25 protein-coding genes and 2 pseudogenes are annotated in these 24,573 nt (G+C 58.5%); 11 read left to right on the top strand and 16 right to left on the bottom strand.

Annotation, left to right across the window (positions count from 1 at the left end; all coding sequences use genetic code 11):
- Nucleotides 1-4 precede the first annotated feature (4 nt).
- The 6 genes from ACNJYA_RS09405 (at nt 5) to ACNJYA_RS09380 (ending at nt 6,596) form a co-directional block, all read left to right on the top strand.
- Nucleotides 5-1,579, top strand: a complete 1,575-nt coding sequence (locus tag ACNJYA_RS09405; protein WP_439402617.1) for a tyrosinase family protein — start codon at nt 5-7, stop codon at nt 1,577-1,579.
- Nucleotides 1,580-1,598: 19 nt separating this feature from the next.
- Complete coding sequence (locus tag ACNJYA_RS09400) at nt 1,599-1,988, top strand: hypothetical protein (RefSeq protein WP_439402616.1); 390 nt, start codon at nt 1,599-1,601, stop codon at nt 1,986-1,988.
- Between the two features lie 294 nt (nt 1,989-2,282).
- Nucleotides 2,283-3,956: a WD40/YVTN/BNR-like repeat-containing protein gene (locus ACNJYA_RS09395; RefSeq protein WP_439402615.1), complete on the top strand. Its 1,674-nt coding sequence runs from the start codon at nt 2,283-2,285 to the stop codon at nt 3,954-3,956.
- A 35-nt stretch (nt 3,957-3,991) separates the two neighbouring features.
- The gene (locus ACNJYA_RS09390; RefSeq protein WP_439402614.1) at nt 3,992-4,630 is read left to right on the top strand and encodes a cytochrome P460 family protein; all 639 of its coding nucleotides are present in this window, start codon (nt 3,992-3,994) and stop codon (nt 4,628-4,630) included.
- A gap of 35 nt (nt 4,631-4,665) precedes the next feature.
- Complete coding sequence (locus ACNJYA_RS09385) at nt 4,666-6,051, top strand: tyrosinase family protein (protein WP_439402613.1); 1,386 nt, start codon at nt 4,666-4,668, stop codon at nt 6,049-6,051.
- Nucleotides 6,051-6,596 (top strand): hypothetical protein, encoded by a 546-nt coding sequence (locus ACNJYA_RS09380; protein WP_439402612.1) that lies wholly within the window; start codon nt 6,051-6,053, stop codon nt 6,594-6,596. The genes ACNJYA_RS09385 and ACNJYA_RS09380 overlap by 1 nt, the downstream gene beginning before the upstream one ends.
- A gap of 70 nt (nt 6,597-6,666) precedes the next feature.
- On the opposite strand, the gene ACNJYA_RS09375 is transcribed toward ACNJYA_RS09380, so the two are convergent.
- Together ACNJYA_RS09375 and ACNJYA_RS09370 are read right to left on the bottom strand one after the other, a co-directional pair.
- A complete protein-coding gene (locus ACNJYA_RS09375) occupies nt 6,667-7,152 on the bottom strand; it encodes a M4 family metallopeptidase (RefSeq protein ID WP_439402611.1) in 486 nt (161 codons plus the stop codon).
- The gene (locus ACNJYA_RS09370; protein ID WP_439402610.1) at nt 7,149-7,454 is read right to left on the bottom strand and encodes a hypothetical protein; all 306 of its coding nucleotides are present in this window, start codon (nt 7,452-7,454) and stop codon (nt 7,149-7,151) included. The genes ACNJYA_RS09375 and ACNJYA_RS09370 overlap by 4 nt, the downstream gene beginning before the upstream one ends.
- A 440-nt stretch (nt 7,455-7,894) precedes the next feature.
- Between ACNJYA_RS09370 and ACNJYA_RS09365 the strand changes: the two genes are divergently transcribed.
- Complete coding sequence (locus ACNJYA_RS09365; RefSeq protein ID WP_439402609.1) at nt 7,895-8,959, top strand: hypothetical protein; 1,065 nt, start codon at nt 7,895-7,897, stop codon at nt 8,957-8,959.
- Nucleotides 8,960-9,055: 96 nt separating this feature from the next.
- On the opposite strand, the gene ACNJYA_RS09360 is transcribed toward ACNJYA_RS09365, so the two are convergent.
- The 5 genes from ACNJYA_RS09360 to ACNJYA_RS09340 all read right to left on the bottom strand — a co-directional run bounded on the left by ACNJYA_RS09360 (nt 9,056) and on the right by ACNJYA_RS09340 (nt 11,963).
- Entirely contained in the window at nt 9,056-9,178 is a 123-nt protein-coding gene (locus ACNJYA_RS09360; RefSeq protein WP_439402608.1) for a hypothetical protein, read from the bottom strand.
- Nucleotides 9,179-9,195: 17 nt separating this feature from the next.
- Nucleotides 9,196-9,279: a hypothetical protein gene (locus tag ACNJYA_RS09355; protein WP_439403411.1), complete on the bottom strand. Its 84-nt coding sequence runs from the start codon at nt 9,277-9,279 to the stop codon at nt 9,196-9,198.
- A gap of 423 nt (nt 9,280-9,702) precedes the next feature.
- Entirely contained in the window at nt 9,703-11,073 is a 1,371-nt protein-coding gene (locus ACNJYA_RS09350; RefSeq protein ID WP_439402607.1) for a HesA/MoeB/ThiF family protein, read from the bottom strand.
- On the bottom strand, nt 11,073-11,459 hold the full coding sequence (locus ACNJYA_RS09345) for a hypothetical protein (RefSeq protein ID WP_439402606.1): 387 nt from the start codon (nt 11,457-11,459) through the stop codon (nt 11,073-11,075). Before ACNJYA_RS09345 ends, ACNJYA_RS09350 begins: the two co-directional genes overlap by 1 nt.
- Before the next feature lie 12 nt (nt 11,460-11,471).
- Nucleotides 11,472-11,963: a multiubiquitin domain-containing protein gene (locus ACNJYA_RS09340; protein WP_439402605.1), complete on the bottom strand. Its 492-nt coding sequence runs from the start codon at nt 11,961-11,963 to the stop codon at nt 11,472-11,474.
- A gap of 79 nt (nt 11,964-12,042) precedes the next feature.
- Here ACNJYA_RS09340 and ACNJYA_RS09335 point away from each other — a divergent pair, with 79 nt between their 5' ends.
- The gene (locus tag ACNJYA_RS09335) at nt 12,043-12,429 is read left to right on the top strand and encodes a helix-turn-helix domain-containing protein (protein ID WP_439402604.1); all 387 of its coding nucleotides are present in this window, start codon (nt 12,043-12,045) and stop codon (nt 12,427-12,429) included.
- A gap of 9 nt (nt 12,430-12,438) precedes the next feature.
- On the opposite strand, the gene ACNJYA_RS09330 is transcribed toward ACNJYA_RS09335, so the two are convergent.
- From ACNJYA_RS09330 to ACNJYA_RS09315, 4 genes and pseudogenes are all read right to left on the bottom strand, one after another.
- Nucleotides 12,439-12,630, bottom strand: coding sequence for a hypothetical protein (locus tag ACNJYA_RS09330; protein ID WP_439402603.1), 192 nt, complete (start codon nt 12,628-12,630; stop codon nt 12,439-12,441).
- Between the two features lie 42 nt (nt 12,631-12,672).
- Nucleotides 12,673-14,124 carry a hypothetical protein gene (locus ACNJYA_RS09325; protein WP_439402602.1) on the bottom strand — a complete coding sequence of 484 codons (1,452 nt, stop codon included), beginning with the start codon at nt 14,122-14,124 and terminating at the stop codon, nt 12,673-12,675.
- Between the two features lie 1,064 nt (nt 14,125-15,188).
- Nucleotides 15,189-15,419 carry a hypothetical protein gene (locus tag ACNJYA_RS09320; protein ID WP_439402601.1) on the bottom strand — a complete coding sequence of 77 codons (231 nt, stop codon included), beginning with the start codon at nt 15,417-15,419 and terminating at the stop codon, nt 15,189-15,191.
- Between the two features lie 796 nt (nt 15,420-16,215).
- A pseudogene (locus ACNJYA_RS09315) lies at nt 16,216-17,185 on the bottom strand (IS481 family transposase).
- A 2,286-nt stretch (nt 17,186-19,471) separates the two neighbouring features.
- Between ACNJYA_RS09315 and ACNJYA_RS09310 the strand changes: the two are divergent.
- The 3 genes and pseudogenes from ACNJYA_RS09310 to ACNJYA_RS09300 all read left to right on the top strand — a co-directional run.
- Nucleotides 19,472-19,519: pseudogene (locus ACNJYA_RS09310) on the top strand (hypothetical protein); the annotation flags it as partial.
- Between the two features lie 9 nt (nt 19,520-19,528).
- On the top strand, nt 19,529-20,059 hold the full coding sequence (locus ACNJYA_RS09305; protein ID WP_439402600.1) for a hypothetical protein: 531 nt from the start codon (nt 19,529-19,531) through the stop codon (nt 20,057-20,059).
- Nucleotides 20,049-21,161, top strand: a complete 1,113-nt coding sequence (locus ACNJYA_RS09300) for a site-specific integrase (RefSeq protein ID WP_439402599.1) — start codon at nt 20,049-20,051, stop codon at nt 21,159-21,161. Before ACNJYA_RS09305 ends, ACNJYA_RS09300 begins: the two co-directional genes overlap by 11 nt.
- Nucleotides 21,162-21,165: 4 nt before the next feature.
- Here ACNJYA_RS09300 and ACNJYA_RS09295 read toward each other — a convergent pair whose 3' ends face one another.
- From ACNJYA_RS09295 to ACNJYA_RS09275, 5 genes are all read right to left on the bottom strand, one after another.
- Nucleotides 21,166-22,305 (bottom strand): pentapeptide repeat-containing protein, encoded by a 1,140-nt coding sequence (locus ACNJYA_RS09295; RefSeq protein ID WP_439402598.1) that lies wholly within the window; start codon nt 22,303-22,305, stop codon nt 21,166-21,168.
- Nucleotides 22,280-23,035, bottom strand: a complete 756-nt coding sequence (locus ACNJYA_RS09290) for a hypothetical protein (RefSeq protein WP_439402597.1) — start codon at nt 23,033-23,035, stop codon at nt 22,280-22,282. Before ACNJYA_RS09290 ends, ACNJYA_RS09295 begins: the two co-directional genes overlap by 26 nt.
- Before the next feature lie 105 nt (nt 23,036-23,140).
- The gene (locus ACNJYA_RS09285) at nt 23,141-23,368 is read right to left on the bottom strand and encodes a hypothetical protein (protein ID WP_439402596.1); all 228 of its coding nucleotides are present in this window, start codon (nt 23,366-23,368) and stop codon (nt 23,141-23,143) included.
- A gap of 180 nt (nt 23,369-23,548) precedes the next feature.
- Complete coding sequence (locus tag ACNJYA_RS09280) at nt 23,549-24,238, bottom strand: hypothetical protein (protein ID WP_439402595.1); 690 nt, start codon at nt 24,236-24,238, stop codon at nt 23,549-23,551.
- Nucleotides 24,235-24,567 (bottom strand): hypothetical protein, encoded by a 333-nt coding sequence (locus ACNJYA_RS09275; RefSeq protein WP_439402594.1) that lies wholly within the window; start codon nt 24,565-24,567, stop codon nt 24,235-24,237. The genes ACNJYA_RS09280 and ACNJYA_RS09275 overlap by 4 nt, the downstream gene beginning before the upstream one ends.
- Between the last annotated feature and the right edge of the window lie 6 nt (nt 24,568-24,573).

Below are 24,573 nucleotides of genomic sequence, written 5' to 3'. Positions count from 1 at the left end.
AACTATGATCCGTGCCGCTCGTCCTTCTCCGACTCGCCGCGATCTGCTGGCAGCAGGGGCCGCGCTCGCGGTATCGCAGGCTTTTCCGTCCGTCGCATCGGCCCAGACGCCAAAATTCCGCCGCTGGGAGATCACCGACCCGGCGATGCCTCCGCGTGTTCTTGCCAGCTACAAGGCAGGGATCAAGAAAATGCTGGCCTTGCCTCCGACCGATCCGCGGAACTGGTATCGTAACGCGATCGTTCATCTCCTCGACTGCCCGCACGGCAATTGGTGGTTCCTGGGCTGGCATCGCGCCTATCTCGGCTGGCTGGAGGTGACGCTGCGCGATCTCTCCGGCGATCCGGAATTCGCCTTGCCCTACTGGGACTGGACCAAGACGCCGCGCGTGCCGCCGGCGATGTTCGACGACGTGCTCGATCCCAACAATGGCGCGTTCATCCCGACGTTCCAGAAATTCAAGACGGCCTTCGAACCGGCCATCACGGCGCTCTACGCATCATTTTCGTCGGCACAGAAGGCCGCGCTGGCCCTCCGGCCGTTTCCGCTCACCACGCCGGCTGATTTCTGGCAGATCTTGGAGCAGATGTTCTTCGACCAGCCAAGCGCACGAGGTCTGACGGCCACCAATCCGGATCTCGATTCCAGCACGAGATTGGCGGTCAGGATGAGCACCATAAGTACTGCCGTGCGGACGTCGCTGTTTGCCGGCAGCGGCGCTGTCGGCGCTCCGGCCGGCTTCCAGAGTGCGAAGGCTGCCAATCATAGCAGTGGCAGCATCAAGGGCATTCTCGAGAGCGGCCCTCACGACAACGTGCATGGCGCGATGGGCGGCGGCGGCGTTGCCTTCATGATCTCCATGTACTCCCCGGTGGACCCCATCTTCTTCCTGCACCATGGCAATCTGGATCGGCTCTGGACGCTCTGGACGCGCCGGCAGACCGCGTTGGGACGTCCAATCCTTCCGCAGGGCGCCGATCTCACCGCCTGGTCCGACGAGAAGTTCCTGTTCTTCAGCAATGCAAAGGGCGAGCCGGTCTCGCAAACCAAGGCCGGCGACTACGCCGCGACTGTGCTGTTCGACTACGACTATTCGCCGGGTTCGGGCGACGATCAGGTGCCTGCGCCGGGCCCCGTGGCCGAGGCTTCTCCGCAGGTATTTTCCGCCCGGGTGACTTCCGCAGCTGTCGGGGCGGGGACCGCAGCCGGCGGTATCGCCGACGTGCCGGCGGCTGCGCTGGCATCGAATGCTTCCGCGGACAGCAACCCCGTCGTGGAGGTCACCCTGAACCTCGGTCATGACGACGCCGGCCGCCGCTTTCGCGTGCTGGTGTCCGCCGGTCCGGGCAGCGCACCGGTTGCGGCCGGCGCGATCACCGTTTTCGGCCATCCTCATCACGGCCCGGCCACGTTCACGGTGCCGCTGCCGGATTCGCTGGCTTCGGCCGCGACGGGGGCAACCGTTCCGCTCGATGTGCGTGTCGTGCCGATCGGGACTCCCCCTCGTCCCGCGGCGGCTCCGACTGCAGCCGCAGCGCCCGCACCACTTGTCAGCGCCATCCGAATTAGGACAGACTGACGACCGGATGCGAACTGGCTTGCCGACCGGTGTGCTTTTGATCTGCGCCAGCGTGCTGCTTGCGAGCCCGCTGATTGGGCAGGAGAGCGGCGTGATCGAATTGCAGGCGCTGCACCCGCTAGCGGCCGATGAAGCAGTCGAAATTCAGATCGTGACCGGGCCGTTGCCGCGCGGCGCCCGCCTGGAGGTTATGACCGAGCAAGGTGAACTCCTCGGCACAGTCAGATCACTTGGCATTCCGAATGCGCCCCGCGGCGAGACCGCCACGATTCCCGTACCACGGGCCGCTCTTGTAGAGGGGCGGTTGCGATTGCGCCTGCAGATCGTACCAAGCGGTGGCGCGGCGCGTCCACCGCAGCCGAGCGAAATCCGGCACGTCAATCTCGTGACCGTGCCGGCAAGCCGCTAAGGCATGATGGATTAGGCTTAATTATTGCCGTGAAAGAGGTGTGCTCCTTCTCCGCTCAGCGTAGCGCTACGACCATGCCGGCGAAGCGACGTTGATCTGCTTGAGGTGATCGAGGTCGAACGCAATCAGAGGAAGGCTGTTACCGCCGCGCAGAACCGCCTGAATTGCGCCGTAAGGCTGCGAAAAGCCCCACGCAGGGCGAAGCAAGCCGCGAGGGCTGCGGCAAATGCGCGCTTAAGATGAAGTGATTTGATTGCATCCTGGAATTGTATTAGAGTTGCCTGATTGCATAGAATGCTGATGTTTCCGGTTGGCTCGCGCAGTTTTGTTTTTGCCGGGGGAAGACCCATGGCTTTCAATTGGCATCCCACGACGGCTCCAGTCCAGACACGCTACGACGATATCTGGTTCATCAGCCCGCAGGTCGGGTGGGGTGTGAACAGTGCTGGCCAGATCGTGCATACCGAAGACGCTGGCACGACTTGGACGGTCCAGCACACGGTCGATGCCGATACTTGGCTCCGCTGCATGAGTTTTACGAGCCCGACCGACGGTTGGGTCGGCTCGATCACGCGGCGGCAGCGCCTGTGGAAGACGGAGGACGGCAAGACCTGGGTCGACGTAACCGCTAGCCTGCCGCCACTGCCCAGCGCGATCTGCGGGATCTCCTCGCCCTCGAAGGGAGTCGTCTTTGCTTCTGGGACGCAATATCCGAATCGGGAAGCCGCGATTATGCACACGACAGACGGCGGCCAAACCTGGAATTCGATCTCTATGGCGGCCCACGCCAATCTTCTGATCGATACTTATTTTGTGGACGATCTGCATGGCTGGGTGGTCGGCGGCAACGGCGGGACCACCTACGACAAGTTGAAGCCCGTGATCATGTTCACCGCTGACGGTGGCAAGACCTGGGAAAACAAGCTGCAGAATTCCGGGATCGACTTCCCGACCGGCGAATGGGGCTGGAAGATCCAGTTCCTGACTCCGCAAGTCGGATTTGTGTCTTTGGAGAACGACACTGCAGCCGCAATTCTGAAGACGACTGACGGCGGTCAGAGTTGGAAGCGAATCCCGATCACCGATCCGCAGCGGAACGTGGAGTTGGAGGGGATCGGCTTCATTAATGAGAAGGTCGGATGGGTCGGCGGGTGGGGCCACGGCTTCACGTCAGGCAATCCAGATGGTACGACCAGTGGGACGATTGATGGCGGCGCGACATGGTTCGACGCCAACGGCGTCGGCCGTTTCCTCAATCGCTTTCGTTTCACCAAAACGGAACCGATCGTCGCTTACGCTTCCGGCGGAACGATTTATCAATGCATCGCGGCGGAAGGCGCCGCGCTGGCCGCATTGGCGGCCGCGCCGCGGATCGCGGAGCCGCCGATTCTAAAGGCGTGGGATACGCTCGACATCACCGCCCAGGTCCCTCAAGACGCAAGGCATCTGGCGATCACGATCTTCGATCCCAGGCAGACGCTGGTGAAGGTCGTGACGGACGAACGCACGCCACAATCGGGCGCGCGCACCTTCTCCTGGAATTTTAAGACCGATGACGGCGTGGATGCCGGCACGGGCCATTTCATGTACCGCATTCTTGTCGACGGCCAGCCGACAACTGGCATGATCGTCCGCCCGGCGCGCGCAACTCCAGACGCCCTCGGCGCGCAGGTCGCGGAGTTGATCAAGCGTGTCGCCCCCCGCGCCAGACGCGCGCATGACGACCTCGTACTTCCCGACGTCAACGGCAGGCCAGTATCACTGAAATCGCTGTTCGACATACCGCTGGATTTGATGGCCGCGCTTATCCGCGGCGGCTGGATCATTCCGGGCGAGCCCGATCGCAGCATGTTTCTGGTTGCGATCATCGGGACAGGGCCCATGCAGGGGGTGATGGCGCACGCCGATATCCAGCTGCTGTCAGATTGGATTACGGCAGGAGCCCCGATCCCGCAAGCAATGAGCTAGTGGACTTCCCGAAGGATACCGGAAGGGGGTGAGCAATGTTTTACATGCTGCTGGTGGTAAATGCGGTCATGCGCCATCGTCGCTCCATCCATATCTTTTTGGTTTTCGCCGTTACATGGCTTGCATCGTCTTCTTCCGCTGTAGGCCAGTCAGCTACGAAACCAGAATACGGCCCCGACGGCAGGCTGAAAGCGCCGATCGATTTCGAGGGTTGGGTTTTTGTCGGCTCCAACTTGGGTCTTGCCTATAAGGAGGAGCTTCCGACTATGACCTCCGTCGAAGCCGCGCGCGCCGCCCCTCAACTCTTCCATAACGTCTACATCAATCCGGAGGCTTATGAGCATTTCCGGAGAACCAGGACTTTCCCGGAGCCGACGATACTCGTGATGGAGGTTTTTAGCGCCGCAAGCAAGGAGTCGGACGGCGTACTGTCGAGCGGGGTTTTCAACGGTGAACGGCGCGGGTTGGAGGTTGCTGTCAAGAATTCGGCGCGTCCCGACGGCCAGACGACGCCATGGGCTTACTACGATTTCAGCGACCAACGGTCGCCCAACATTCGCGAGTTCGCACCGGCATTTCCCGATCAGGTCTGCGAGAGCTGTCACCGGCAGCATGCCAGCATGGATAACGTCTGGGTGCAGTTCTATCCGACGTTGCGCAAACTCCTGAAGTGACAAATGTTGCATAGCGATTAACTGCGGAGGCTGAGATGCGGGACGACAATGGCAGATTGACGCGGCGCAACCTTCTCAGAACGACCTGCCAGGCGGGCGTTGCAGCCCTGCTTCCTGTCGGCCTCGGAAGTACGCCGGCCTTCGCCGCGATGCCGCAGCGCAAGAACATCGATGACCTCACGCCGACGGAGCTCGACAACTACAAGCACGCATTCAAAATTATTGTCCAACGTGGGCTCGCGTCAGCCACAGCCAAGGATGGCTACGTGTGGCAGGCAGCTCTGCACAATGATTTTGAGCGCGTCCGTCCAGACGGATCTATCGGCGCTTGTGAGCACCGCAGCGAGCTTTTCTTTCCCTGGCATCGGGCGCATCTCGCTGGCTTCGAGGCGCTGTTGCGCGCTGCGGATCCTCCGCGTACCGCCGACGTAAGCCTGCCGTTTTGGGACTGGACGAAGCCAGCGTCGGGGATGCGTTTTCCGACGGCCTTCGAGGACAGGACCTCGCCGCTATTCCATGACGGCCGCGCGCACGCGGTTACGCCTTTGACTCGTCGTATCCAGTGGGATGCGGACGAAATTAGAATCAAGATGGTGCAGGAAACGGATTGGCTCCTGTTCGCAGGTGAGCCGCTTGCTCCGGATGGATCGGGCGGCAGCTATGGATGGGTGGAGAAGGGGCCACACAACACCATCCACGGCGACATCGGCCCCACGATGGGAAATCCGGAGAGCGCATCTCGCGATCCGATCTACTGGTCGTTCCATGCATATATTGACCTCATCTGGGCGCGCTGGCAGCGTGTGCACACCAGTGCAACGTCTCCGCAACCATTCACGACACCGAACACCAAAATCTGGGTCGAACCGTTCACTCCGGTGATGGCGGACACCGCTCAGACCGCGACAATGCCGGCCGGCTTCGCCTACGGTTACCAGTATGACTTCTCGATCGATGCGCCTGCCGTACCCGTCGCGAGCGCCGCCCGCACACAGCGGGATCTCGAGTCGTTGCAAGCTGGCCCGCGCATGACGACGACGGGCGCAGTGCGCGTTGCAGGCGAGAAGCGGCGAATCTTGCGTGTCCGCGACGTTGCGGTTCTGCCGGACACGACCTATGCGATTCGCGCCTATGTGCATCCGCCCGCCGTAAACATCTCGACGCTCGGCGAGCAGGAGCGCCAGCGCTATCTCGCTGACTCCGCGACAGTCTGGAAAGGGCACGGTCACGCGCATCATCCCACGAATGTGAACTTTGACATTACCAACGCCGTCACAGCGCTCGGGAACGAGTTCACCGTCACGCTGATCAGCGACGCTAAGCCGGCTTCTGATAGTCAGTTCGAAAGTGCCCGCGCAAGCGCCAACGAGCGGATCGCACAGCGGCCACTCTGGGGCACTCTGTCACTGGAAGAGCGATGATGGCTGACCGACGCCCGCTATTCGAGCTGCACATCCTGCCGATGTTTCGCGCGCTTGACGCGATACACATGTTGCGGCTGCCACCCGCAAAGCGCGTGGACTTGACGAGTTACGACGACTTGAAAAACAAGCATCAGGACGTCCTTGACTTCCTGAACGCGGCAAGTCCGATGCCGCCGAAGTCACATGGGGGGCCCTGGCCGAAGGAATGGATCGACTTGTTCACGCGTTGGAAGACGACCGGCTTCGGGCGGTTGATCAAGCCGGCCGGCTCGAATTTCGATCTCGCCCTGACAGGACCGGACCGCTTCACCCTTACTTGCGATGTTTTGCTACCTGATGGCAGCGCATCGGCCTGGTTCAGCATCATTCAGGCCACCGCAGACGCCCAGGTCTATGAGATCGTCCTTGAGCAGCCGGATGGGACTCCGCCTGCTCCGACGACCATCACGATCGAGGAGCGGCTTCGCGGCCCGCTCACGACGAATGAAGTCGTAGTGCTGGATAGCGCCGGGCGCCATGCGCTTGGCATTCCAACCAGCTAAGCCACACTCGAATGCGATTTCCGCGAGAGCGCAAAATTCAGTTCCGTTGAGCCTGTGGCAGTGAGGAAGTTCAAACCCCTACGCCCGCATCGACAATGCCGACGTCGTCAAATGCGGACTGGACGGCTTTCATCTTTTGATCGCGGTGCCGATCGGACAGGAACAGCGACCTTGTCGCCAATATCGCCCCTCTCCTGCTGTCGATGAACTCGGAGGTGCGAGTTGGATGATTCACGAGCGTCGTGTAGAAAAGCCGTGCCACCTCGACAGGGGTGAATAGCTGCTTGCCGCCGGTCCTTGCGGTCAGAATGTTGAACGCCGCCTTGTTACGAATGCCGCTGTTGGTGTGCACTCCACCGTGATCCTCGTCGATCGAAACACCGAGATAGTCGTCCCTATGAGCGGGCTGGTTGAACCGAGTCAGCTCACGAAAATCGCGAATTGGCAGCCCGGTTTCGGTGAGATCCTCACCCATCTCCCATTTCCAATTGTCGATGTTTGGGATGTGGCGGTTGGAAACAATGATCCCAAAGATGTCTGAGTAGGTTTCGTTCAACGCGCCCGACTGAAATCGAAATTCAAACGCGCGGTTGAACCGATCAAGCCATGCAGCAATTCGTGCGCAATGATGGCCAGGGCCGCCGCGTAAGAGCGGAACTGCCCATTGACCTGCCGCTGACCGTAGATCATCTGACCGGGGATCCAGGCGGCATTGCGCCACTCGCGCCCGCTGCGGGCCGCCAGCGGATCGCCTGGCTCCGAACATGCATTACGCAACGACCGCACAAAGTCCAGCTGCAGGAATTTCGTCAATTCGGCCACGCCGGCGGCAGCCGGTAGGAGGTCCTTGGCAGCCACGATTCCTATAAACGTCGCGGGTCGGCCGGCCGGATCAGCCGGTCCATTTGGTTTGAGACGATAAGGAACGGCATCGCCGCGCTCTTATGGAGAATCAGAGCTTCTGCGCGGTGGCGCGATAGCAGCGGGTTCGCATCATGACGACGTAAGCCGATACCAACGCTCTCATTGCCTGCGACAATTACTGCGGTGGCCGGTAGCCTGGTGGCATGCGACACAATGGCGCTCACTACCTCCACGGGCTTTACCACAAGGGCTTTGATGCCGCTGGATCAATGACTTGCCGCCGGAAATCCGCGTGTCTGCCTAGTGCATCATTACCACACGTTAAGGATGCGGACAGCTTGCGTTCAGAATCGATCCTTTAACCTTGGCGCGTGGTCCTCATACGCGTCGAGGGCAGCGGTATGAGGTTCAACACCGCCCTAATAGGATTGGCCATGGCCAAGCTTGGGAATAAGTCTTCTACCGCACGCATCTCGCATGACGCGCCGGCGTCACTCTCCCCCAACACTACCCCGCCAGTCGCGCGGATTTCGCACGATGCTGCGGCGCGCGCGCCGGGTGATACCAGCGCGCGCATCTCGCATGACGCCGCGGCAATGGATGCCGTGGTCGTGCCGCTGTCCCGTGATGCCGCGGCGCCGCAGTCCGACGATGCTGTCGCGCGTATCTCCCGCGACACAGCGGCGACCGCAACGGACGATACAGCCGCGCGCATCTCGCACGATGCCGCTGTGATAGCGCCGGTCGAAGTTACGTCGCGCATCTCGCATGCCGCCGTCGTGACCGCTTCTGGCGATGCGGCAGTCGCCACTCCCGAGATCGCCGAAGCTTCGGCCGCCGCCCAAGCGGCGGCGACGGTTTCGCCGCTCAAGCAGTTGCTTGCCTGGGCGAAGTCGGGTGCAAGCCAGCTCATCCGCAATCCGTCGGTCCGCAGGGGGCTGGTGTTGGCGAAGACGCTTGGCATCGCGGGTGTCTTGGCCGGTGGCATTCAGCAGGTCGCGGCCACCCACGCGCCGCAGTGGGTCGATCCGGCCGCCGAATACCTGTATCTGCGTCAGGATATGGCGGCGTTTACGAACGAGCCGGGCGAACAGCCCCCCGGCCAAGGCAAAATCAACACGACCACCAAGTTTAAGTATGAATTCCGCATCTCGAACCTCGATAGTGCCGGCGTGGTTCGTGGCCGCTTCCATGGCTATTCGGAAGACGGCAAACCCGATCCGCGCTGGTGGTACCTCACGGGCCGTTCGGACGGAAAGCGCGCCATGCTGACCTATCGCAACGAAAAGGGCGTCGTGATGGGCGAGTTGAGCCTCCTGCGTTCGAAGGATGGTTCGGTGTGGGCCGGCCATCTTGTCGGCATCGACCGGAGCATCTCAGACACGGACCTCGTGCAGAGCCCGATTATCGTTGCCCAGTCCGACTATGACTTGAACCGCCTGAAGTCGGATGATTTTCTGAATGAGAGCCCGGTGCTTGTGAAGGGCTACACGCACTAACACTTCGGCCTTCCACGTCGCGTGCACGTGAACGAAAATCAAAACCGGCGAGCGGTGACGCTCGCCGGTTTTTTTATCGCGGATTGGCATCCACAATCAGGCGGCTTCGGTCTCCCCTCGCCGCTCGTCGGTATTCGGCTGCAAGCCGTTCAGGTAATCGGCCGCGCGCTGCGCGTGCGATGAAGCGGTGAATATGGCGCGCTTGTCGTTCTTCAGCACGTTAATCCACAATCCGACTAGGCGGCGTCCCTCACCTCCGGTGTCAGTTCGAGATCAGCCGAAAGGAACGCGGCCCCGAGTTCGGCGACAAGTTCTTCCACCGCATACTCGCCGAAGCGCCTGCGGCCAGATTCGCGATTGAGACTTTCTCATCGCGCGTCCAATGCGTTGTCTTTGCGCGAGGGTCGCGCCAGCAATCCACCGCTCCAGCTCGGAATCTAACTCTCCGGAGATCAGCGAATGATTTCCTGAGGCAACCCTGCAACCATTGCCTCGAACTCTTGTCGCCACCGTCGCGATGATCCTCGAGGGAGGCGATTGTCCCCTCAGTTCAAGTGAGCAGACGCGCGCATGCTCTAACGATCTCCGCGCTGGGCCCCGCCAAAGGATGGGCTCAAGGCGCTATCAGATTACCGCAAGCGCTCGATCGCCCCGCAGATATCCGAAAAGCGAAGCGGCTTTCCTGAGAGGCATGCCTTGTGGCTGCGTTGGTTACAATCTAGGTCAAGAGGACGGGCCGGGTGTTAGCCTTCAATACAGGGCAGATCTACGCCATCACCTCGCGCGAACCGCATCCCGCCTTTCGAGCATTCCGGACAATCAACATCTTGACGCGGTTCGACCAGCTGCATCTTTCCGGTCAGGGCATTGATATGCTGGTAGCGCAACGGCCGATCAACTCGTAAACCCAGGTAATCCATGAGAAAGTCATTCACCGCATGTCCTGCGGAGACCGCATTAAGACTGATCACGCTCGGATTAGGCTCCTCAACGCCATAGGCTTGGGCCTTTCGTTCCGCATCAGTCTTGGCCTCTTTCGCGAGGAGATTGGGATCGATCAGCTGATTGCACCAAAGACAACCCACACCAGGACGAAGAGGTCGAATAGCACTGAATGCATCGATGACTTGCCCCTGCTCATCGGCCCGGACTTTTGAGCCCAGCTGGACGGCTGGAATGAGATATTGGTGGACCAACGCGTTCACGACCAGTCGTGCCCGCATCGAGTCCGCCGCAAGGAAGACGTAGTCGCAGCCTTTGAGGCGGTCCGCGACTGAAGCTTTCGCCACATCAGCATTGAAGTGCACAATATGCGCGGATGGGTTGGCCTGCTGGATCAGGCGTCGCGCCAGCTGAACCTTGGGTGTTCGATTTTCAGCATCGGCTTGCGATGCTCCGATCAACCGCGCCAGATTGGACGCTTCAACCGCATCGTCGTCAACTAGCGTGAAATGGCCGACGCCTAGGCGCGCCAGATATTCCACAAGAAGGCTACCGATCCCGCCGAGGCCGACCACCGCAATGTGGGCGCGCGACAAGGTCTGCTGGCCTACGCGGCCAAACATCCGAATTTGGCGATCATATTGATCGTCCATCGAACCCAAATTTCTCGATAGGTGGGGAGCGAGGCGATCGATCTTCATACCAAGGACGCTCGCTTGGTCGAGTTCGCGACGGCTGCCATCTGGCATCCAGAGATCTGCCTGTATGGCCCGCTGTCCCAACACGAGAGCACCGACCGGCATGCCCTTGGCGATTTGCAGCAGAGCGGGATAGCCGCGCTCGTGAGATTGCAGATCGATATCGCTGAATCCGACATGCCGATCGCTACCGTGATTGTGAACGGCCAAATAGACAAGCCGCTCGTCTCGCGCGCGCGTAATCAACCGATGAATGAACTGGGGCGTTAGAGCACGGTGACCGATTTTGCCGGCAACATAGTCGATTTCGTCCTTGGCCAGATGCACTTCACGGACAGTGAGGAGCGGGATCGTGTCGAGGTCGGACAAACCGGCAAGCAAGATGGCTCCGTGCTCATCTCTGTCTTCCTGATAGAGATGATGCCAGAGTAACTCGTAGTCCGAACGGGCAATGTGGAGCCTGCACTTGGACATCACGCTGATCTTTCCAAAAAATCTAAAACCTTGAGCACCTTGGCGCAAACTTTTTGCTTGCCGTTCTGGGCCATGCTGTTGCGGCGAGAGATCTGCAAAGCCGGTCTTCCTTCGAAGGCGTGCCCCACAGTGACCGGCGGCGCAAAGCCCTGACCGTCCGCACGCCGGACTTCCCCACCGATGAACATGGGATAGATGTCGGCATAAGGATACTGCGCGGGGATATGAAACCCCACCCATGTCTTGTTTGGGACGAACCGGTCGCTCAACGCGACCGGTTCGACCGTCAGGTAGACCCCGCCTTGCCCATCGTCCCGCGTGTTAAGGGTGGCAGCGGGAAACTGCTTCCTCAAATCTTCGATGGCGGCAGAAACTTCCGCTTTCATGGCAATTCTTGCCTAGGAGTTGTCGTCCGGCGCAATCGCCGTGAACCGAAGATGTTCGCGCAGATGGACGACATCGTTGTCGCCGACAATACGGCTGGTGCCATTGGGCAGCTCTTCCTGAAGCACAAAGTTGGGCTGGATCGCCACGCCTTGAGCGATTGCAGCGGCCTTGATCTCTGAGCCGGTGGCGGAGCGGCCCTTGAGGCTTACCGGTTGTTCATTGACGGTGACGGCGACGATGTGTTCGGGCTTGCGCGCTACAAAGACGATGTGATCGTGAAGCTCCACCCGCTCGCCGTCTTCGATGCGGCGGTGGGTGCCGTCGTCGAGAACGAGATCCAGCAAATAGTGCTTGTCGATTTCAACGCCCTGGTCGATCGCTGCGATCTTGATCTGCTCGCCAGTTTGATGCGGGGGCAGCAGCTTTACCGGGTGCTCGTTCACTTTCACCTTGACGAGGTGACTATGCCCGGAACCTTCCGCGTCAAGGATACCAATTGCCATAGCTTTCTCCTTGCGATTTCGAATTCGAATTGCTATTAAGCAACAGATAGCCAAACCGAATTAGAAAGTCAATTGCTAAATGGCAATTTCTGACGGCGCAAGAAACGCTAATGATGTCAAAGGCTTCGATGGGGATGCCTTCTATCGGGCGCTGGAAACGACCGTTCAAGCCCGAGATGTGAGCTGGAAAGAGGTGTCAGAAGCGACTGGCGTGAGCGCTTCAACTCTGACGCGGATGGCGCAGGGACGGCGTCCCGATGCCGCCAGCTTGGCGGCGCTGTCCGCCTGGGCTGGACTTAACCCCTCAGATTTTGTCAACGCGCCCTACCGCGCGAGTCAGCCGGAACCGATGGTGCAAATTTCCAGCCTCTTGCGGGCTGATCCGGCCCTGGACGCTGAGGCCGCGGAGGCAGTTGAAGCAATCCTCCGTGCAGCCTACGAGCGGCTGAAAAAACCGCTCAAGTAAGTCGCTACGTCAGCATTTGAGCTGCCACTGGCGGCTTTCAGCAGCCTGCAGACGCCTCTCCTCGACGACTTTGACGATGTCGGGAATAACGTTCTCGTCCATCTCTTTGAGGAACTCCTGCAGCAGCTTGGCGTCGACAGGCGCAAGCCCCTGAAGCACTTCAGGTCTTTCATTCATCTTGTCGTCTGCATCGCCAGCCATCGTGATCTCCCTGAAGTCTGAAGCGGGTTTTCCATCCGTCCGCTATTTCGTCTGTGTCGGTCGCAGGTTGCGGTCCATCCGCGAGAACCCTGCATGACCGGTATTGGCAAGTTTCAGGCCACCCATTCCGGCAGCGGTCTGACCAATCTTCTTCCGGTCGAAGATCAGAGCACCGTCGCGGCTATGGAACAACCAGATGGGCGTTGCCTCGCGCAAGCTGGCCGTGGCGTCGATGACCGCACGCGCCTCAACCCTTCCATTAGCCCACTGTTCCTCCGTCGAAAACTCCACCACCCATATGAATTGGGCGTACGGCAGCGTCATGATGCACTGAAGGAGCTTCGGGTCAAATTCCGAGGCATGCTCTCGCGCGAAATGGCGGTAAGAAGAGCCAGTGGTGATGAAGTAGCGGATGATGACGTCGTTGCCGGGCGGAAGACCAATGGCGGGGCCAAGCTTTAGCAAGGCGGGAGCCAGCCGATCGACGGCATCGGCCGGGTAGTAGACCTTCTCGGGAAGCGCCACGATAAAGGCATCAATCGCTTCCGCGGCGTACGGAGTTCCAGCAGACTTCGGAATACACAGATACGGCAGATGGTTGTCATCGACAACCGCAAGGGTTTCGACTTCGTCCCAGGCATACCGAAGCCCGGACTGACCTCTCACAGGTTGACGCCATTCATAGCCCACGAGCGCAACGGCATGGCGCCGCGAATGCATCGCGGCAAAGAGAGGAAAGCCTGACTCAACATAGGCGATCAGTTGCCGATAGAACTGAGGGTCATGGCTTCCAGCATTGCGCGCAATATGAATTGGGAATGTGCCCGCTTCCTGGAACACTCGTTCCGCATGAGCGATCTGTAAGCCTTTTGACGGCACCAATCCGCCCGGATTGTAATCGTGCGCCATCATCGTGATCTCATGGACCAGATATTCTCGATGAACGTTGTAGCGCTCGCTGTAGTGGCGCAAGATCGACCAGCAGGCAGCATGCGCACACACCGAAATATCGACATGCTGATCCATCGATGGAAACCCGCGGATCTCAAGCTTATAGCCGAGCAAGTGCACCTTATGGTCGGCAGTGATGATGAACCGACCTGCGCCCTTGCGAATGTCCGGAGAAAGCACGGTCCGACCGATTGTGGCGATGCCCGTCGGCCGCAACACCATGTAACCGAAGTAATGCTCTTCGATCTGGCGATCGGGACAAACGAGCGCACAGGCGACGTCATCGAATGTCACCGTCTGGTCAAAGAAATGCAGCCGCACGCAGTCGCTGCGATAGTACTGCCCCTTCTTCGAATAGAAATTATAGTAGGTGCTGCGATAGTCCTTATCGATGTAATTATATTCGATGAGGACGCCCTTCACCGCATCCGAGATCCCCAGACTCAAAGTCTTGGCGACCTTGCCCGGGTTGTACTCGGAGGTGATGTGATTGGGCAACTGCGCGAGGTCAGCGCTCGTCGCCAGCGAAATCCACTTATACATTAGAAGCCCGCGCGGTCAAAAGCGATGCATATGCATCGTGGGAATTGCCATCGAAAATCCCTTGATTAAAAAACACGACGATTCCCTCCTATCGTCGGCAAGGCGCAGGTGTAAGCTACGAGTTCACCTTGGTCAAATCCCAGCGCTCGAAATTTGCCTGCCCCAAGAACACCAGCAGTAACCGCAGACCGAATACGCTGCGTCGCACGCCGCACGTAAGCCACAGATGTAATCGCCCAGCTTCCACGCGCCGCTCGTCTCCTGTACAACATCCCGAACGGAGCGTGCAATAGTCCGCTCGCTTAACTAGTGATTGCGAACGGGTTTCAGACCCGCGCCTGGTATAGCGAGACAAATAGGACGGCGGCGCGATACCAACTGGAGCGTTATGTCGCCCGCGGGCGCACTTCGCCGCCCAGATGATGCAGGCGCAACAGGACGTCTGATCCATGTTCTCCTGGATGCGCTTCCAAGCGTCCACTTGGACTTGCAACTCTGCCCCATCGGACCGCGGCCCTTTCGACCAATTCCGGCGACGCAACGGCAGCATCGAGATCCTTGAGAGTTTGGCTTCGAGCGCCGAGACCTGTCGGCGTCCTGTTGCTTGCTACGCCCGCTGTCGCCCTCGCGTACGTATGGAATGCCCGGACCAGTGCCATCACCTTTGAGCACCGTTGACCGCTTGGCCAAGCTTTGCACCGTCAGCTAAGCTTGCATTCGTCTCCACTGTGTAGATCGACGTCTGGCTGCTCCGGACTGAAGAGGCTGTAGCTCCGAGCTGAGCAGGATTCCGGATCGGGGAAGCGCGCGAATATCTTACGTCAGGCCGCCCGTGATTTGGACTGTAAGAGTGTGCAAAGGCACGGAAGCCGCTGACGTTCGGTGCTTGCCCGCTTGCCAAACGGTCGAAAATCCGCTTTCCGAAGTCAACGAATGATTTCCCTTTAGCCCGAAACGGAGAAGCAGTGGCTATGGCGCCGGCACCCGTACCGGTATAGAGGTCGATCAGCGTGAACCGTGCGACGTGTCTCAACGGTCGCTCATCCGACCAGCTGGGATGCCGATCATGCACCGTCGCGTCGGTCCTGTGCCGAATGCCAGTCGGCGCCGTAGAGGTGGATCATCTCGCGATGGGACCGATTGATGAAGGCGCGCTCGACGCAATAGCCGGCCGCGAATGAGATTACTAGCGCAAGGCCACAGGCGATGTAGCCGTTAAGATCCCAAAAAATGCTGACGGTCGCGCTTGCGATAAAAGTGACAGCCATGACCGTGTTGCGAAATGCATTGACCATGCTACTCCCCCAGGCAGTCGCCGCGGAACAACCTAGCATTGCGTCCATAGCGATTAACGGCGAAAATGGCCGATCACTCGCCGTCTTTCTGCTCATCGGGTCGGCTCTTTCTTGCCGCTAGCTTTGCCCCCAGCCACTCCTCAATTTCAGTCTCAATCCCATCCAATTCCGTTTCCCCTAGCGCAATACGATGGGGATTTTTTCTGATCTTCCGGCTGCTGCAGCAGCAGCAAACGCGTTGGTGCTGCCAGTTCCGGCAGTTCACGAGACAACACGTAACGTCTTGTCGTGTGCGTGACTTGCTTTATCCTTTAGATAGGGGCGGCCGAGTGTTGAAACAGCATCAACGCTCCGGATGGGAACGTGTAGTTCATCACGTTCCCCTTGGACGCTGGAAACGCCAGCTCAGACAGGGCTACTCTCGAACTTCAAGTGCATGGGGCGACGCGGCCTGCTCCTAGCCCATTCGCGGGCTATCTCGTAGAGCGCAGTGTGGTCGCCTCTTCGCGCGCAGCCTTGATACGGGTAGCTCCACACCTTCATCGTCGCGGACCAATTGGCCACCGTCGCGAATATATGGTGACTCAAACAGCTCTTGCGGCTCCGGAAGATCTGCTGCCATCGAGGTGCCACTCCCTAGCTCAAATTGAAATAGCGGAGGCCTCTCGTCGTGTCCGAAGCGGTCCAGGCATGTCTTGGAGACAGTACTGTGTCCACCACGAGTATTCCAGGATCCGCTTGTTGCCTCGGTGCGCAGGCAGAACTCTACCGCTTCCCTGAGTACAGCTACCGCGCTCTAGATGTGGAGCCTCAACAGGTTGTTCCTGGTCAGGGCGAGTCTGCTTATCGGTGGCATCGAGCCGATACTGCCATGCGGGCGGTGCCAATTGTAGCTGTGAAGCCATCTTGGCAGTTCGTCGGCTCGCTTTTTTGAGGTGTTTGTAGGCACGGGCATAAGCCCACTCGCGCAGGCTGGTCTGGATGAAGCGCTCAGCCTTGCCATTGGTCTTCGGCGTGTATGGTTTGGTGCGGATGTGTTTGACGCCGAGGCGCTTGCAGGCTCTTCGGAAGGCGAAGGATTTGTAGCAAGGCCCGTTGTCGGTCATCACCCGCTGGACCGTGACGCCCAAGCTTGCGTAGTAAGCGATCGCGGTTTTGAGGAAGGCGACGGCGCAGCCCTGGCGTTCGCTCTTCATGACCTTGCTGAAGGCGATCCGGGAAGCATCGTCGACGCAGATGTGGACGTATTCCCAGCCAGGCCCTTCCCCGCGGGCACACAAGCCACTCTGCCCCATTCGATCGCCGGTGATGCGATGACCTATACGATTGAACTTGCCGAGCTTTTTGATGTTGATGTGGATCAACTCGCCTGGATGTTCGCGCTCATAGCGCCGCACCGGCTCGGCCGGTTCCAGATCGCGCAATCGGTTCAATCGCAGCCGCCGCAGGATACAGCTGACGGTCGCTGGCGAGATGCCGACTTCGGACGCGATCTGCTTGCCCGTGTGGCGCTGCCGGCGCAACACCTCGACTTCGGCGCATGTGGCAGCTGGGGTTTGGCTCGGCAATGAAAGGGGCCGTGAGGAGCGATCACGCAACCCATCGACACCCCCCGCGCGGAAACGTCTGACCCACTTGGCGACAGTAGTTGGCTGAAACGTTGAATTGGAGCGCCGCTGCCGCCTTTGTTAAGCCACCTTCGATCACGCTCCGCACCATGGCCTCTCGACCGTCGGCGTCAGAGGCGCATTCTTATGGGTGTCCATTCGGTCCTCCGGGGATTGGCTAAAGCTTCGACAACTTCAGCTTCCTCGTTCCGGACCGGATGGACAACCTCCTGAAAGCTCACATCTGTCTAGATCAGGGCAAATGCGAGCAAGCTAGAGCAGAGAAGCGCGATTCGGCAGCGGTCAGGGCCAACAGGCTACCCGAAATAAGGTTGTGATCGCGCATGGAGCCGTCCTCCATTGCGCCAAAGAGGCGAATGCAGCCGCCGCTGCTGTCCCGCCCCATCAGCATTTTTGTTCAAATCCGATGCAAAACTCCTTCTCTTCTCCGTTGAGAATGCATGTTTTCGTCGTTCTCAGGAGCGAGTTTGCTGTTTGTCCGCAGGACTACGAGCATAATGCATACTTGCTTTTGCGAACCGAAGGTGTTCGCGCCTCACGAGCCGCGGGTTCGTAGTTCTCGCTTCGTGGCCCTTGTGAAATCATTGGAGCGAGACGTCTCATAATTGCTACATGGCTTTCGGATTGATTTCGTCAAATGCGCGGCTTTTTCATTCTTCTTGTGACCTTTGCGATCATGGTGTCCGCACGCGGTCAGCTCCATACTGACTTCGTGCCGCGACCGACTGCGCCCATACCACCGGTCAATGCACCATAGCTCAACGGCGTTTGGAGCCGCAGCGACTTAAGTGGCCTTCCAAACCCGAGGAAACATAGCCAGCCTCACACAATACTTTCGATCTGCACCGCAGCTTTCGTCGCGAGCACTCCGCCCGCCCTCGCCTGGATCAGCCCAGGTCATTTTACGATGCAGAACTGGCCAGCAGCACCTAAGCCCTACGTCGAAGCATTTGGCCTCTAAGCTCCCGTTAAGCTCAACTTTCCGAAATGGCCACCGTCTATGGCCGTTGCTACTCGTTCGAAACCGGCCTGCTTGCGGGAGCCCCGGCCTCATCGCGGCGGTGATCGCCGGAACGGGAGCAAGATGACAACACGTGGAAGCTGAGACTCTGGTAACTCTCACAAGTTCAATTTTCTGACGCCATATCGCATCATCGACGAGAGTACCAGGTGCACCGACTGCGCGAAGCCTGGCCGGTTGGGTGGACGGCTGCTTCTAAATCTGCCTACAATGTTGAATTTTCAGGGAATAGGCTCTTGGGGTATGACCTAAGCTTGTAGCGTGTTCTTCTCGGAGGCGGTCAACTCCAAGATTCGGAATCTTCAGCTGACGTACGGCATCATTTTAGTCGCTTACCGCCACATGCTCGGCGCGTGGCGAAGCGCATCGAGGCCAATCTGCTCGAGACCCTCGCGCGTCCTCTCACCTTTGCTGGCGGCTTCCAGAAGCTTCGAGGCGACATATGCCCGCACGCCACCATCACTCCCAGGCACCTTTACACAGACCGTTTCGAGTATCTGCCGCAGAAGTGCTGTGGTAGTGGCGTCCAACATCGGAGAATCCCCCCAACTTGAAGGCGATGATAGCACAGCGCGCTTCCTAGTGAATTGATCGAGTAAGCGAAAATCCAATACCGCTTTGCTTCGATCGATCGTCTGCCTCAGCTCCCTGTGCTTCCGCCTGCCCTTTCCCGGTCTGTGCCTACCGCCTGCTGGGCCAAATTCCGATGCTTCACTCTCGACTTTTAGCCTTGCAGCCCAGCGAGACGGCCATCGCGCACGCGGCGCCCCTAAACGTCAAAATTCCTCGCTCGAATAGAGATTTTCGGCGAATTCCACCTTGGCGATCGCGCGAAATTGCGGCGCATGTGCATCGAAGCGGCGACTACCGAGAGCGGAGCGATAAGATAGGGGCCTACGCCCGGTACTCCGCAGCTCGCACTCGGCCGGCCCCAACAGCCTGGTCTCTGTCGAATTTTGAACCAAACAAAGTTGAGGATCGAGCACCTTGCACTCGATAGTGCCGAACTCGTCTGCCCTAACAACACACCCCGGAAATAGACGTGCGGAGCATGACGAGGAGGTCCGTCACTTCACGCGCGAGATCCGGCTGATCCGCGTGCCTGGATGATCTTCTTCATTGCCGCGCGCGGCTGCGCTTGGCATTAACGGGGGGGCAAATCTGCTCTTGATGGGTGGGGGACCTGGACCCTGGGAACCCCCAGCAAAAATTCAACGACTTCAACAATGTCATGATTTAAAAAACCTTTTCACGCTGCGCGGTTACGAGTAGTGGTTACGAGTCACGGTTACGAGGACTCGAATGTCGATCGCCACGAACATCCAAAAACGTCCTGGTGGCACGCCTTACTATGTCCGCGTTGGAGTCCCGCTGAAGCTCCAGCCAGTGCTTAAGCGGAAAGGATTTGGCGGTCTCTGAAGACGAGCGACCCCAGGCAAGCACGTGACAGAGCGGCGCCCGTGATCGCCTCATTCCGTGCTCAGTTCGCAGAGCTGGAGCAGCGTCGCGCCCCTACCCCCGCCGATCTCCAGGCGGCGGTGTGGTCGCACTATGAGACCGAGCTGGGCCAGGACGGCCGAGCACGCGCGGCGCTACCAACAGACGCAACGCTGCGTGAGGCAACGGACAAGCTGGCAACCGATATCGGGGCGGGCCACGTGCCCTGGTCCGACGACCTGTTGGTGCAGCTCAATGCAACCATTGATCTGATCGTCATGAGGGATGCCGCGAAGCTCGACCGCGAGCGGCGGGCTATCCAGCTTTCTGAGTTACGGAAGCACCTCGCCCGCGGCGAGACAGCCTTGATCGAATGGAAGGCTGACGAGGTGATCCAGACCGAGAGGCTTGTGATCGCCAAGGGCTCGCCGGCATATCGCGATCTTTGCCAGCGGCTGCAGCGCGCACAGATCGAGGTTTTGGAGCGTGCTTCCGAACGCGATGCCGGTAACTGGGCCGGCGTCCCCTCTGATCCGATCAGTCATGCCGGCTGATCTCACCCAGGGCAAGCGGGCTGCCGCGCCAGGCGAAACGCTCATGGAGCTTTACGACAAGTTCAAAGCCGAGCGGATTGGAGACGCGCGGCCGGACACCTGGGATCAGAACCGCAAGATTGTGAAGCTATTTGCGGAGTTCGTCGGCGAGGCCTCGCACGTCTCTGTGATCACGCGCAAGGCTGTTCGCAACTGGAAGCAAGAGCTGGCCCGGTGGCCGGTGAAGGCGGCGGACAGCAAGGCATTCGAGGGCATGTCGTTCCGCAAGGTGATTGAGGCAAACGAGACGGTCAAAAAGCCAACGATCAGCCAGAAGTCGATCAACAAATATCTGGCAGCGCTCGGCAGCTTCGCGCGATGGCTGCTGCAAAACGAGTATATTGACGACGACGTTATGAGCGGCATGCATCTGTCGATCGACAAGCGCCGCAAGAACCGTTTTCCGTTCACCGGCGATCAGCTCAAGACGGTTTTCAATTCGCCGCTGCTCGGCACATGCCTTGGCGACGGTGCCGAGAACAAGGCAGGCAACGCCGCAGTCAGGGATTGGCGTTATTGGATTCCGTTGATCGCAATCTATTCGGGCGCACGCCTGGGCGAGCTGTGCCAGTTGCTAACCGCCGATGTGAAGCAGCCTCATGGCATCTGGATCTTCCATATCACCGAGGTCGGGGACGAGGATGAGGACGGCTCCGCCAAGTCCACCAAGACAGACGGCTCAATGCGCGTGGTGCCGGTGCATTCCAGGCTGATTGAGCTGGGCTTCATCGAGTATCATGCCGCCGTGGTAGCCCGTGGTGAGCAGCGATTGTTTCCGGAAGCGGAGCGCGACAAGCGCGGCTATTTCGGGGAAGCCTCAAAATTCTTCAATCGCTACTTCAAGGCTGTCGGTGTGAAGGTCGACAAGCGCGTTAACTTCCACAGCCTTCGACACAACGTCACTGATGCCTTCCGCGCCGCCGGCTACCTCGATGAGCAACATGGCGTGTTGCCGGGGCACACAAAGGCCAGCACGACCGGGCGCTATGGTGTGCTGCCAGAAGGCCCGCTGCGAGATCGCGTGACAATGATTGAGGCGATTCAGTATAGTTTCGCTGCGTGAATAGTTATCGACGCTGAGCCAACAAAGCACGAACAGGCTCCGATAGCTCAACTTCGCTGCCGCCAAGCACCAAAATGGGGCCATTGGCCTTTTCCTGGTATCGGAAGAAAAAGCCGTAGCGTTCGCCGAACTTACCTATCAAGTTAAGGCGCCGCTTCAGGAACGCCTTGACCAACAATCCTGAGGCCTTCCTTGTGTGCCTGCCTTCAAATGAGCGAAACTCCTCGGGATTCCAAGCCATGACGTCGCTTGTCGATAGCACCTGATGATAATCGTAAAAGCACTTGTCTCGCCAATTGTAGACCGCAGAATTCACTAAGGACGAGATCAATCGCGACGTCACGCCCACGAATGCACGACGCTGAGCGCTGTCTGCGTGCTCTCGAACGTAGGACATGATTTGGTTTAGGCCTTCTTTGATCCTACCCGATCTCAATGCTCCAAGAAACGCAGTTCGGCGCACCTCCCGACTAGGATGATTGAGACACTTGATAAGCCAGTTGAAAGCGTCTCGCTCGTCCCCATAGAACACATTAAGCGCTCGGATCGCCGCCAACGTGACCGTGGGATCGTTTTTATAGCCGGAGAGAATGTCGAAAATGAACAGCTTATGATCGCGAGAGTGCTCGGTGGTCACCTTCATAAACAGGAGGATGTTCATGCGGACGGTGGGGTCCGTGCTCTTGTCAAACAGCGCTCGTGCGATCATTGCGCCGCGGTCAGACGCCTTATCCTGTAAAAGCTCCTCCACGCGTATGATGACATTCGCCCAATAGTCTACGGAAAGCCTATTGACGACATCAAGCTCCTCCGGGTGATCCTGGAAATAACCTTCCTGACCCAGTCGATGTGAAAAAAGAGAATCGTCCGTATCCGCCCCGTCAAAGATGGGATCATCAACCTCCCATCTGACATTGACGCCATAGCACCCGCGAAGATCTGAACCTGAAAAATTAAATCCGCGCAGATCACAATCTGAAAAATCGACCTCGCAAAGATCCAAATTTTGAAAATCTGTGGCCGGGTCGAGTCCACAAAATTTGGCTTGGTTGACGAAGTTGGTATCTTCAAGATCGAGAAGCCGCGGGATCCTCTCCAGATATTCCCGACTTATCGGATCATCGGTGTAGTCCGTCGTCTTCAACAACTATCTCCGAAACAGAAAAAGTGATAATGCCACCATTGCTCTCGCTATGGCTTAACGCTTTTCCCACCAAGGCATTGAGCATTTTCTCATGGTTCTTACTTTTGAAAGCCAACTTGCTCACCTTGCTGACGGGCGTCACGCGAATATCCCGCTTTCGGGCAAACGCAGCTAGCTTCACCGCAAGCATGTTTGCTCCCGGTAGCGCCTTGATCTTGCAAAGGACGTCATCGTTCAAATAGGTGTCGCCTAAGGGCTTGTCTCCGTCTCCCGGCTCGGAAACCTCCCACCGCAAGTTTCCGCGCGCTTTCACCCTTAGTAGACTGTAGGTCTGTTGTGCGCTCATAGATTCAATGGTCTTGGAAGCGACATTGCCGGAGCCCTTGGCATTTAAAGCTGCGCTGGGTTGACTACTGAGATTGAGTTCAGCGGTGGCGCCTGCCTCGGCTTGCTTCGTGCTTTCCTTGGTAAGCTTATGCTCTACCGAAACGTCATTTGGCTTGGTCGGTTCGCCATGCCGACTCTTCGGGACGACCTCGAAACCGTCTAGGTCGAGAGACAGGTTTGCCCGGTTGAGCTCAACAACGAACTCCAGACATGCATCAGCAGCCAGAGTGACGCTGTCGATTCGAAGCTCTACTCGGACCTCTCTATTTTCAGGTTCGTTACCGTTCTGAACGCGCGTAATGACCTCGATAAGGTCCGGTAGCGCGTTTTGATCGTTCGCCATATCAGCCTCTCCCGCCGCACACTCAACCCAGACGCGAGAACCGAAGCAATAGAAAAGGCGCAAGTTTTGCTCCTTTTCCCTGGGGAAATACGGATCGACTTTAGTTTAGGTGCGCGGCCTTTCGGCACTTTCGAGCGCGTCAATAACGAGATCGCCGTAAATCTCAGCCGGCCAGACGTCGCCTACTAGGCCAAGCCTCAGCTTGATCTCATTCTCAAGCCAGCGTCCCTCTGGACTTGAGATCGGTCCAGACTCGTCGTGGAGATCGAGCAGCGCGCGGACGAGATCAAAATAGTCGGCGGTCGGGATAAACGTTCCGTAGTCGGTGGTCATCTGTCAGTCCCGTGTTGGTGATGCACGGGAGTCGAGATGCGCGATTTGCGAGTCGGCGGCAAGTTGACCAGATCGCCATGTAAGCCACTGCTGACAAGACACTTTGCGCAACGGCTAGCGTGTCAAGACGCTCATTTGTATTTTGATGTCAGCCGCCGCTGACCTTCGAAAGAGGTCGCCCTAGGAAGCTAGGCGAGCCTCAAAGGCTTTCCAATCCGTTCGGCCAGCAAGATCAGCCAGGATTTCAAACTCCTTAAGGAAAGCTGTGACCGTCTTCACTGCCCAGCTGGTGCAGCCGTGGCCAGCCCAAGCGCGTGGGAAGATGTCTTCGGTTTTGAAATGGCGATCGTCATACTGGAATTGACCTCTCAATACATCGGAGATCTTCTTGTGTTTATCCGCTTCATCTGACCACTCCGGCTTGAAATGGGTTAGCTCATTGCGGAGTCGCACAACGGCCAGCAACGCTTTGTAGAGGTCAGCCTTTCTGTCGAGAGCTAGCCTTTGCTTGAGCTCCAAAACGATATCCAATTTTTCGAGTGGAGGTTTGCGCTCCGAGAGTTCCCAAACTTTGTCGGTCACATGAGCCGGAAGCCCTGGAAAGACTGTTTCGCGATCGGCAAACAACTCGTTCGCATAAGACTCGAGGGAAGCTGTGGCTAGAAATAAGCACGCGACTGAATTGTGCAGCATCTCTTCCCACCAGTCGCCAAAATCGTCATTCTGATGTGCCGACTGGACACTCCCGGTCTGACGAGAGAACCGAGCAGCCGCGAGCAAATGCCCAATTGCAAAATTGGTGCGCAATCTCGCGGTAAAGCTCATGGAGATTGAGATGTTTTCAGTGAGGTTTTCGTTTATCGTAGTCATGGCTGATATAGGTCACTTTCGAACCCTCGCATGATACGCCGCACTTCACCGTAGGTCCATTCGGCTTCCTGCTGTAGCGGCCGGGTCATGGTAAAAGTCTGGCCGATACGTTTGGCGACCCGGCGCTGGTTGCGCATGCAGTAAGTTGCCCATCCGTCATCGCAGCGCCTCCAGGCCATCTTGATTTGGCGCTGAGGATTGACCTTCCATTTGCCCCACGCCGCCCGCATGATCTCTTTAAGGGCGTCCGTCTCGATGACTGCACCATAGGCGCCTTGGATATGCATCCGCCCCTCGGGCGTTACGTCGATCGCGAACCAATAGGGCAACCGAAC

It is taken from the genome of Bradyrhizobium sp. BLXBL-01 (genome assembly GCF_051853025.1).
GTDB lineage: Bacteria > Pseudomonadota > Alphaproteobacteria > Rhizobiales > Xanthobacteraceae > Bradyrhizobium.
The sequence above is the reverse complement of the archived record's forward strand: the minus strand, read 5'-3'. Positions and strand labels throughout refer to the sequence as shown.

What these genes read in the sequence shown, in the direction of transcription:
- ACNJYA_RS09335 (WP_439402604.1), top strand. Translation starts at nt 12,043, where the DNA reads ATGGCAATTTCTGACGGCGCAAGAAACGCTAATGATGTCAAAGGCTTC.
- ACNJYA_RS09290 (WP_439402597.1), bottom strand. Translation starts at nt 23,035, where the DNA reads ATGGCGAACGATCAAAACGCGCTACCGGACCTTATCGAGGTCATTACG.
- ACNJYA_RS09350 (WP_439402607.1), bottom strand. Translation starts at nt 11,073, where the DNA reads ATGTCCAAGTGCAGGCTCCACATTGCCCGTTCGGACTACGAGTTACTC.
- ACNJYA_RS09330 (WP_439402603.1), bottom strand. Translation starts at nt 12,630, where the DNA reads ATGGCTGGCGATGCAGACGACAAGATGAATGAAAGACCTGAAGTGCTT.
- ACNJYA_RS09380 (WP_439402612.1), top strand. Translation starts at nt 6,051, where the DNA reads ATGGCTGACCGACGCCCGCTATTCGAGCTGCACATCCTGCCGATGTTT.
- ACNJYA_RS09325 (WP_439402602.1), bottom strand. Translation starts at nt 14,124, where the DNA reads ATGTATAAGTGGATTTCGCTGGCGACGAGCGCTGACCTCGCGCAGTTG.
- ACNJYA_RS09340 (WP_439402605.1), bottom strand. Translation starts at nt 11,963, where the DNA reads ATGGCAATTGGTATCCTTGACGCGGAAGGTTCCGGGCATAGTCACCTC.
- ACNJYA_RS09385 (WP_439402613.1), top strand. Translation starts at nt 4,666, where the DNA reads ATGCGGGACGACAATGGCAGATTGACGCGGCGCAACCTTCTCAGAACG.
- ACNJYA_RS09395 (WP_439402615.1), top strand. Translation starts at nt 2,283, where the DNA reads ATGCTGATGTTTCCGGTTGGCTCGCGCAGTTTTGTTTTTGCCGGGGGA.
- ACNJYA_RS09405 (WP_439402617.1), top strand. Translation starts at nt 5, where the DNA reads ATGATCCGTGCCGCTCGTCCTTCTCCGACTCGCCGCGATCTGCTGGCA.
- ACNJYA_RS09365 (WP_439402609.1), top strand. Translation starts at nt 7,895, where the DNA reads ATGGCCAAGCTTGGGAATAAGTCTTCTACCGCACGCATCTCGCATGAC.
- ACNJYA_RS09280 (WP_439402595.1), bottom strand. Translation starts at nt 24,238, where the DNA reads ATGACTACGATAAACGAAAACCTCACTGAAAACATCTCAATCTCCATG.
- ACNJYA_RS09345 (WP_439402606.1), bottom strand. Translation starts at nt 11,459, where the DNA reads ATGAAAGCGGAAGTTTCTGCCGCCATCGAAGATTTGAGGAAGCAGTTT.
- ACNJYA_RS09390 (WP_439402614.1), top strand. Translation starts at nt 3,992, where the DNA reads ATGTTTTACATGCTGCTGGTGGTAAATGCGGTCATGCGCCATCGTCGC.
- ACNJYA_RS09300 (WP_439402599.1), top strand. Translation starts at nt 20,049, where the DNA reads ATGCCGGCTGATCTCACCCAGGGCAAGCGGGCTGCCGCGCCAGGCGAA.
- ACNJYA_RS09320 (WP_439402601.1), bottom strand. Translation starts at nt 15,419, where the DNA reads ATGGTCAATGCATTTCGCAACACGGTCATGGCTGTCACTTTTATCGCA.
- ACNJYA_RS09285 (WP_439402596.1), bottom strand. Translation starts at nt 23,368, where the DNA reads ATGACCACCGACTACGGAACGTTTATCCCGACCGCCGACTATTTTGAT.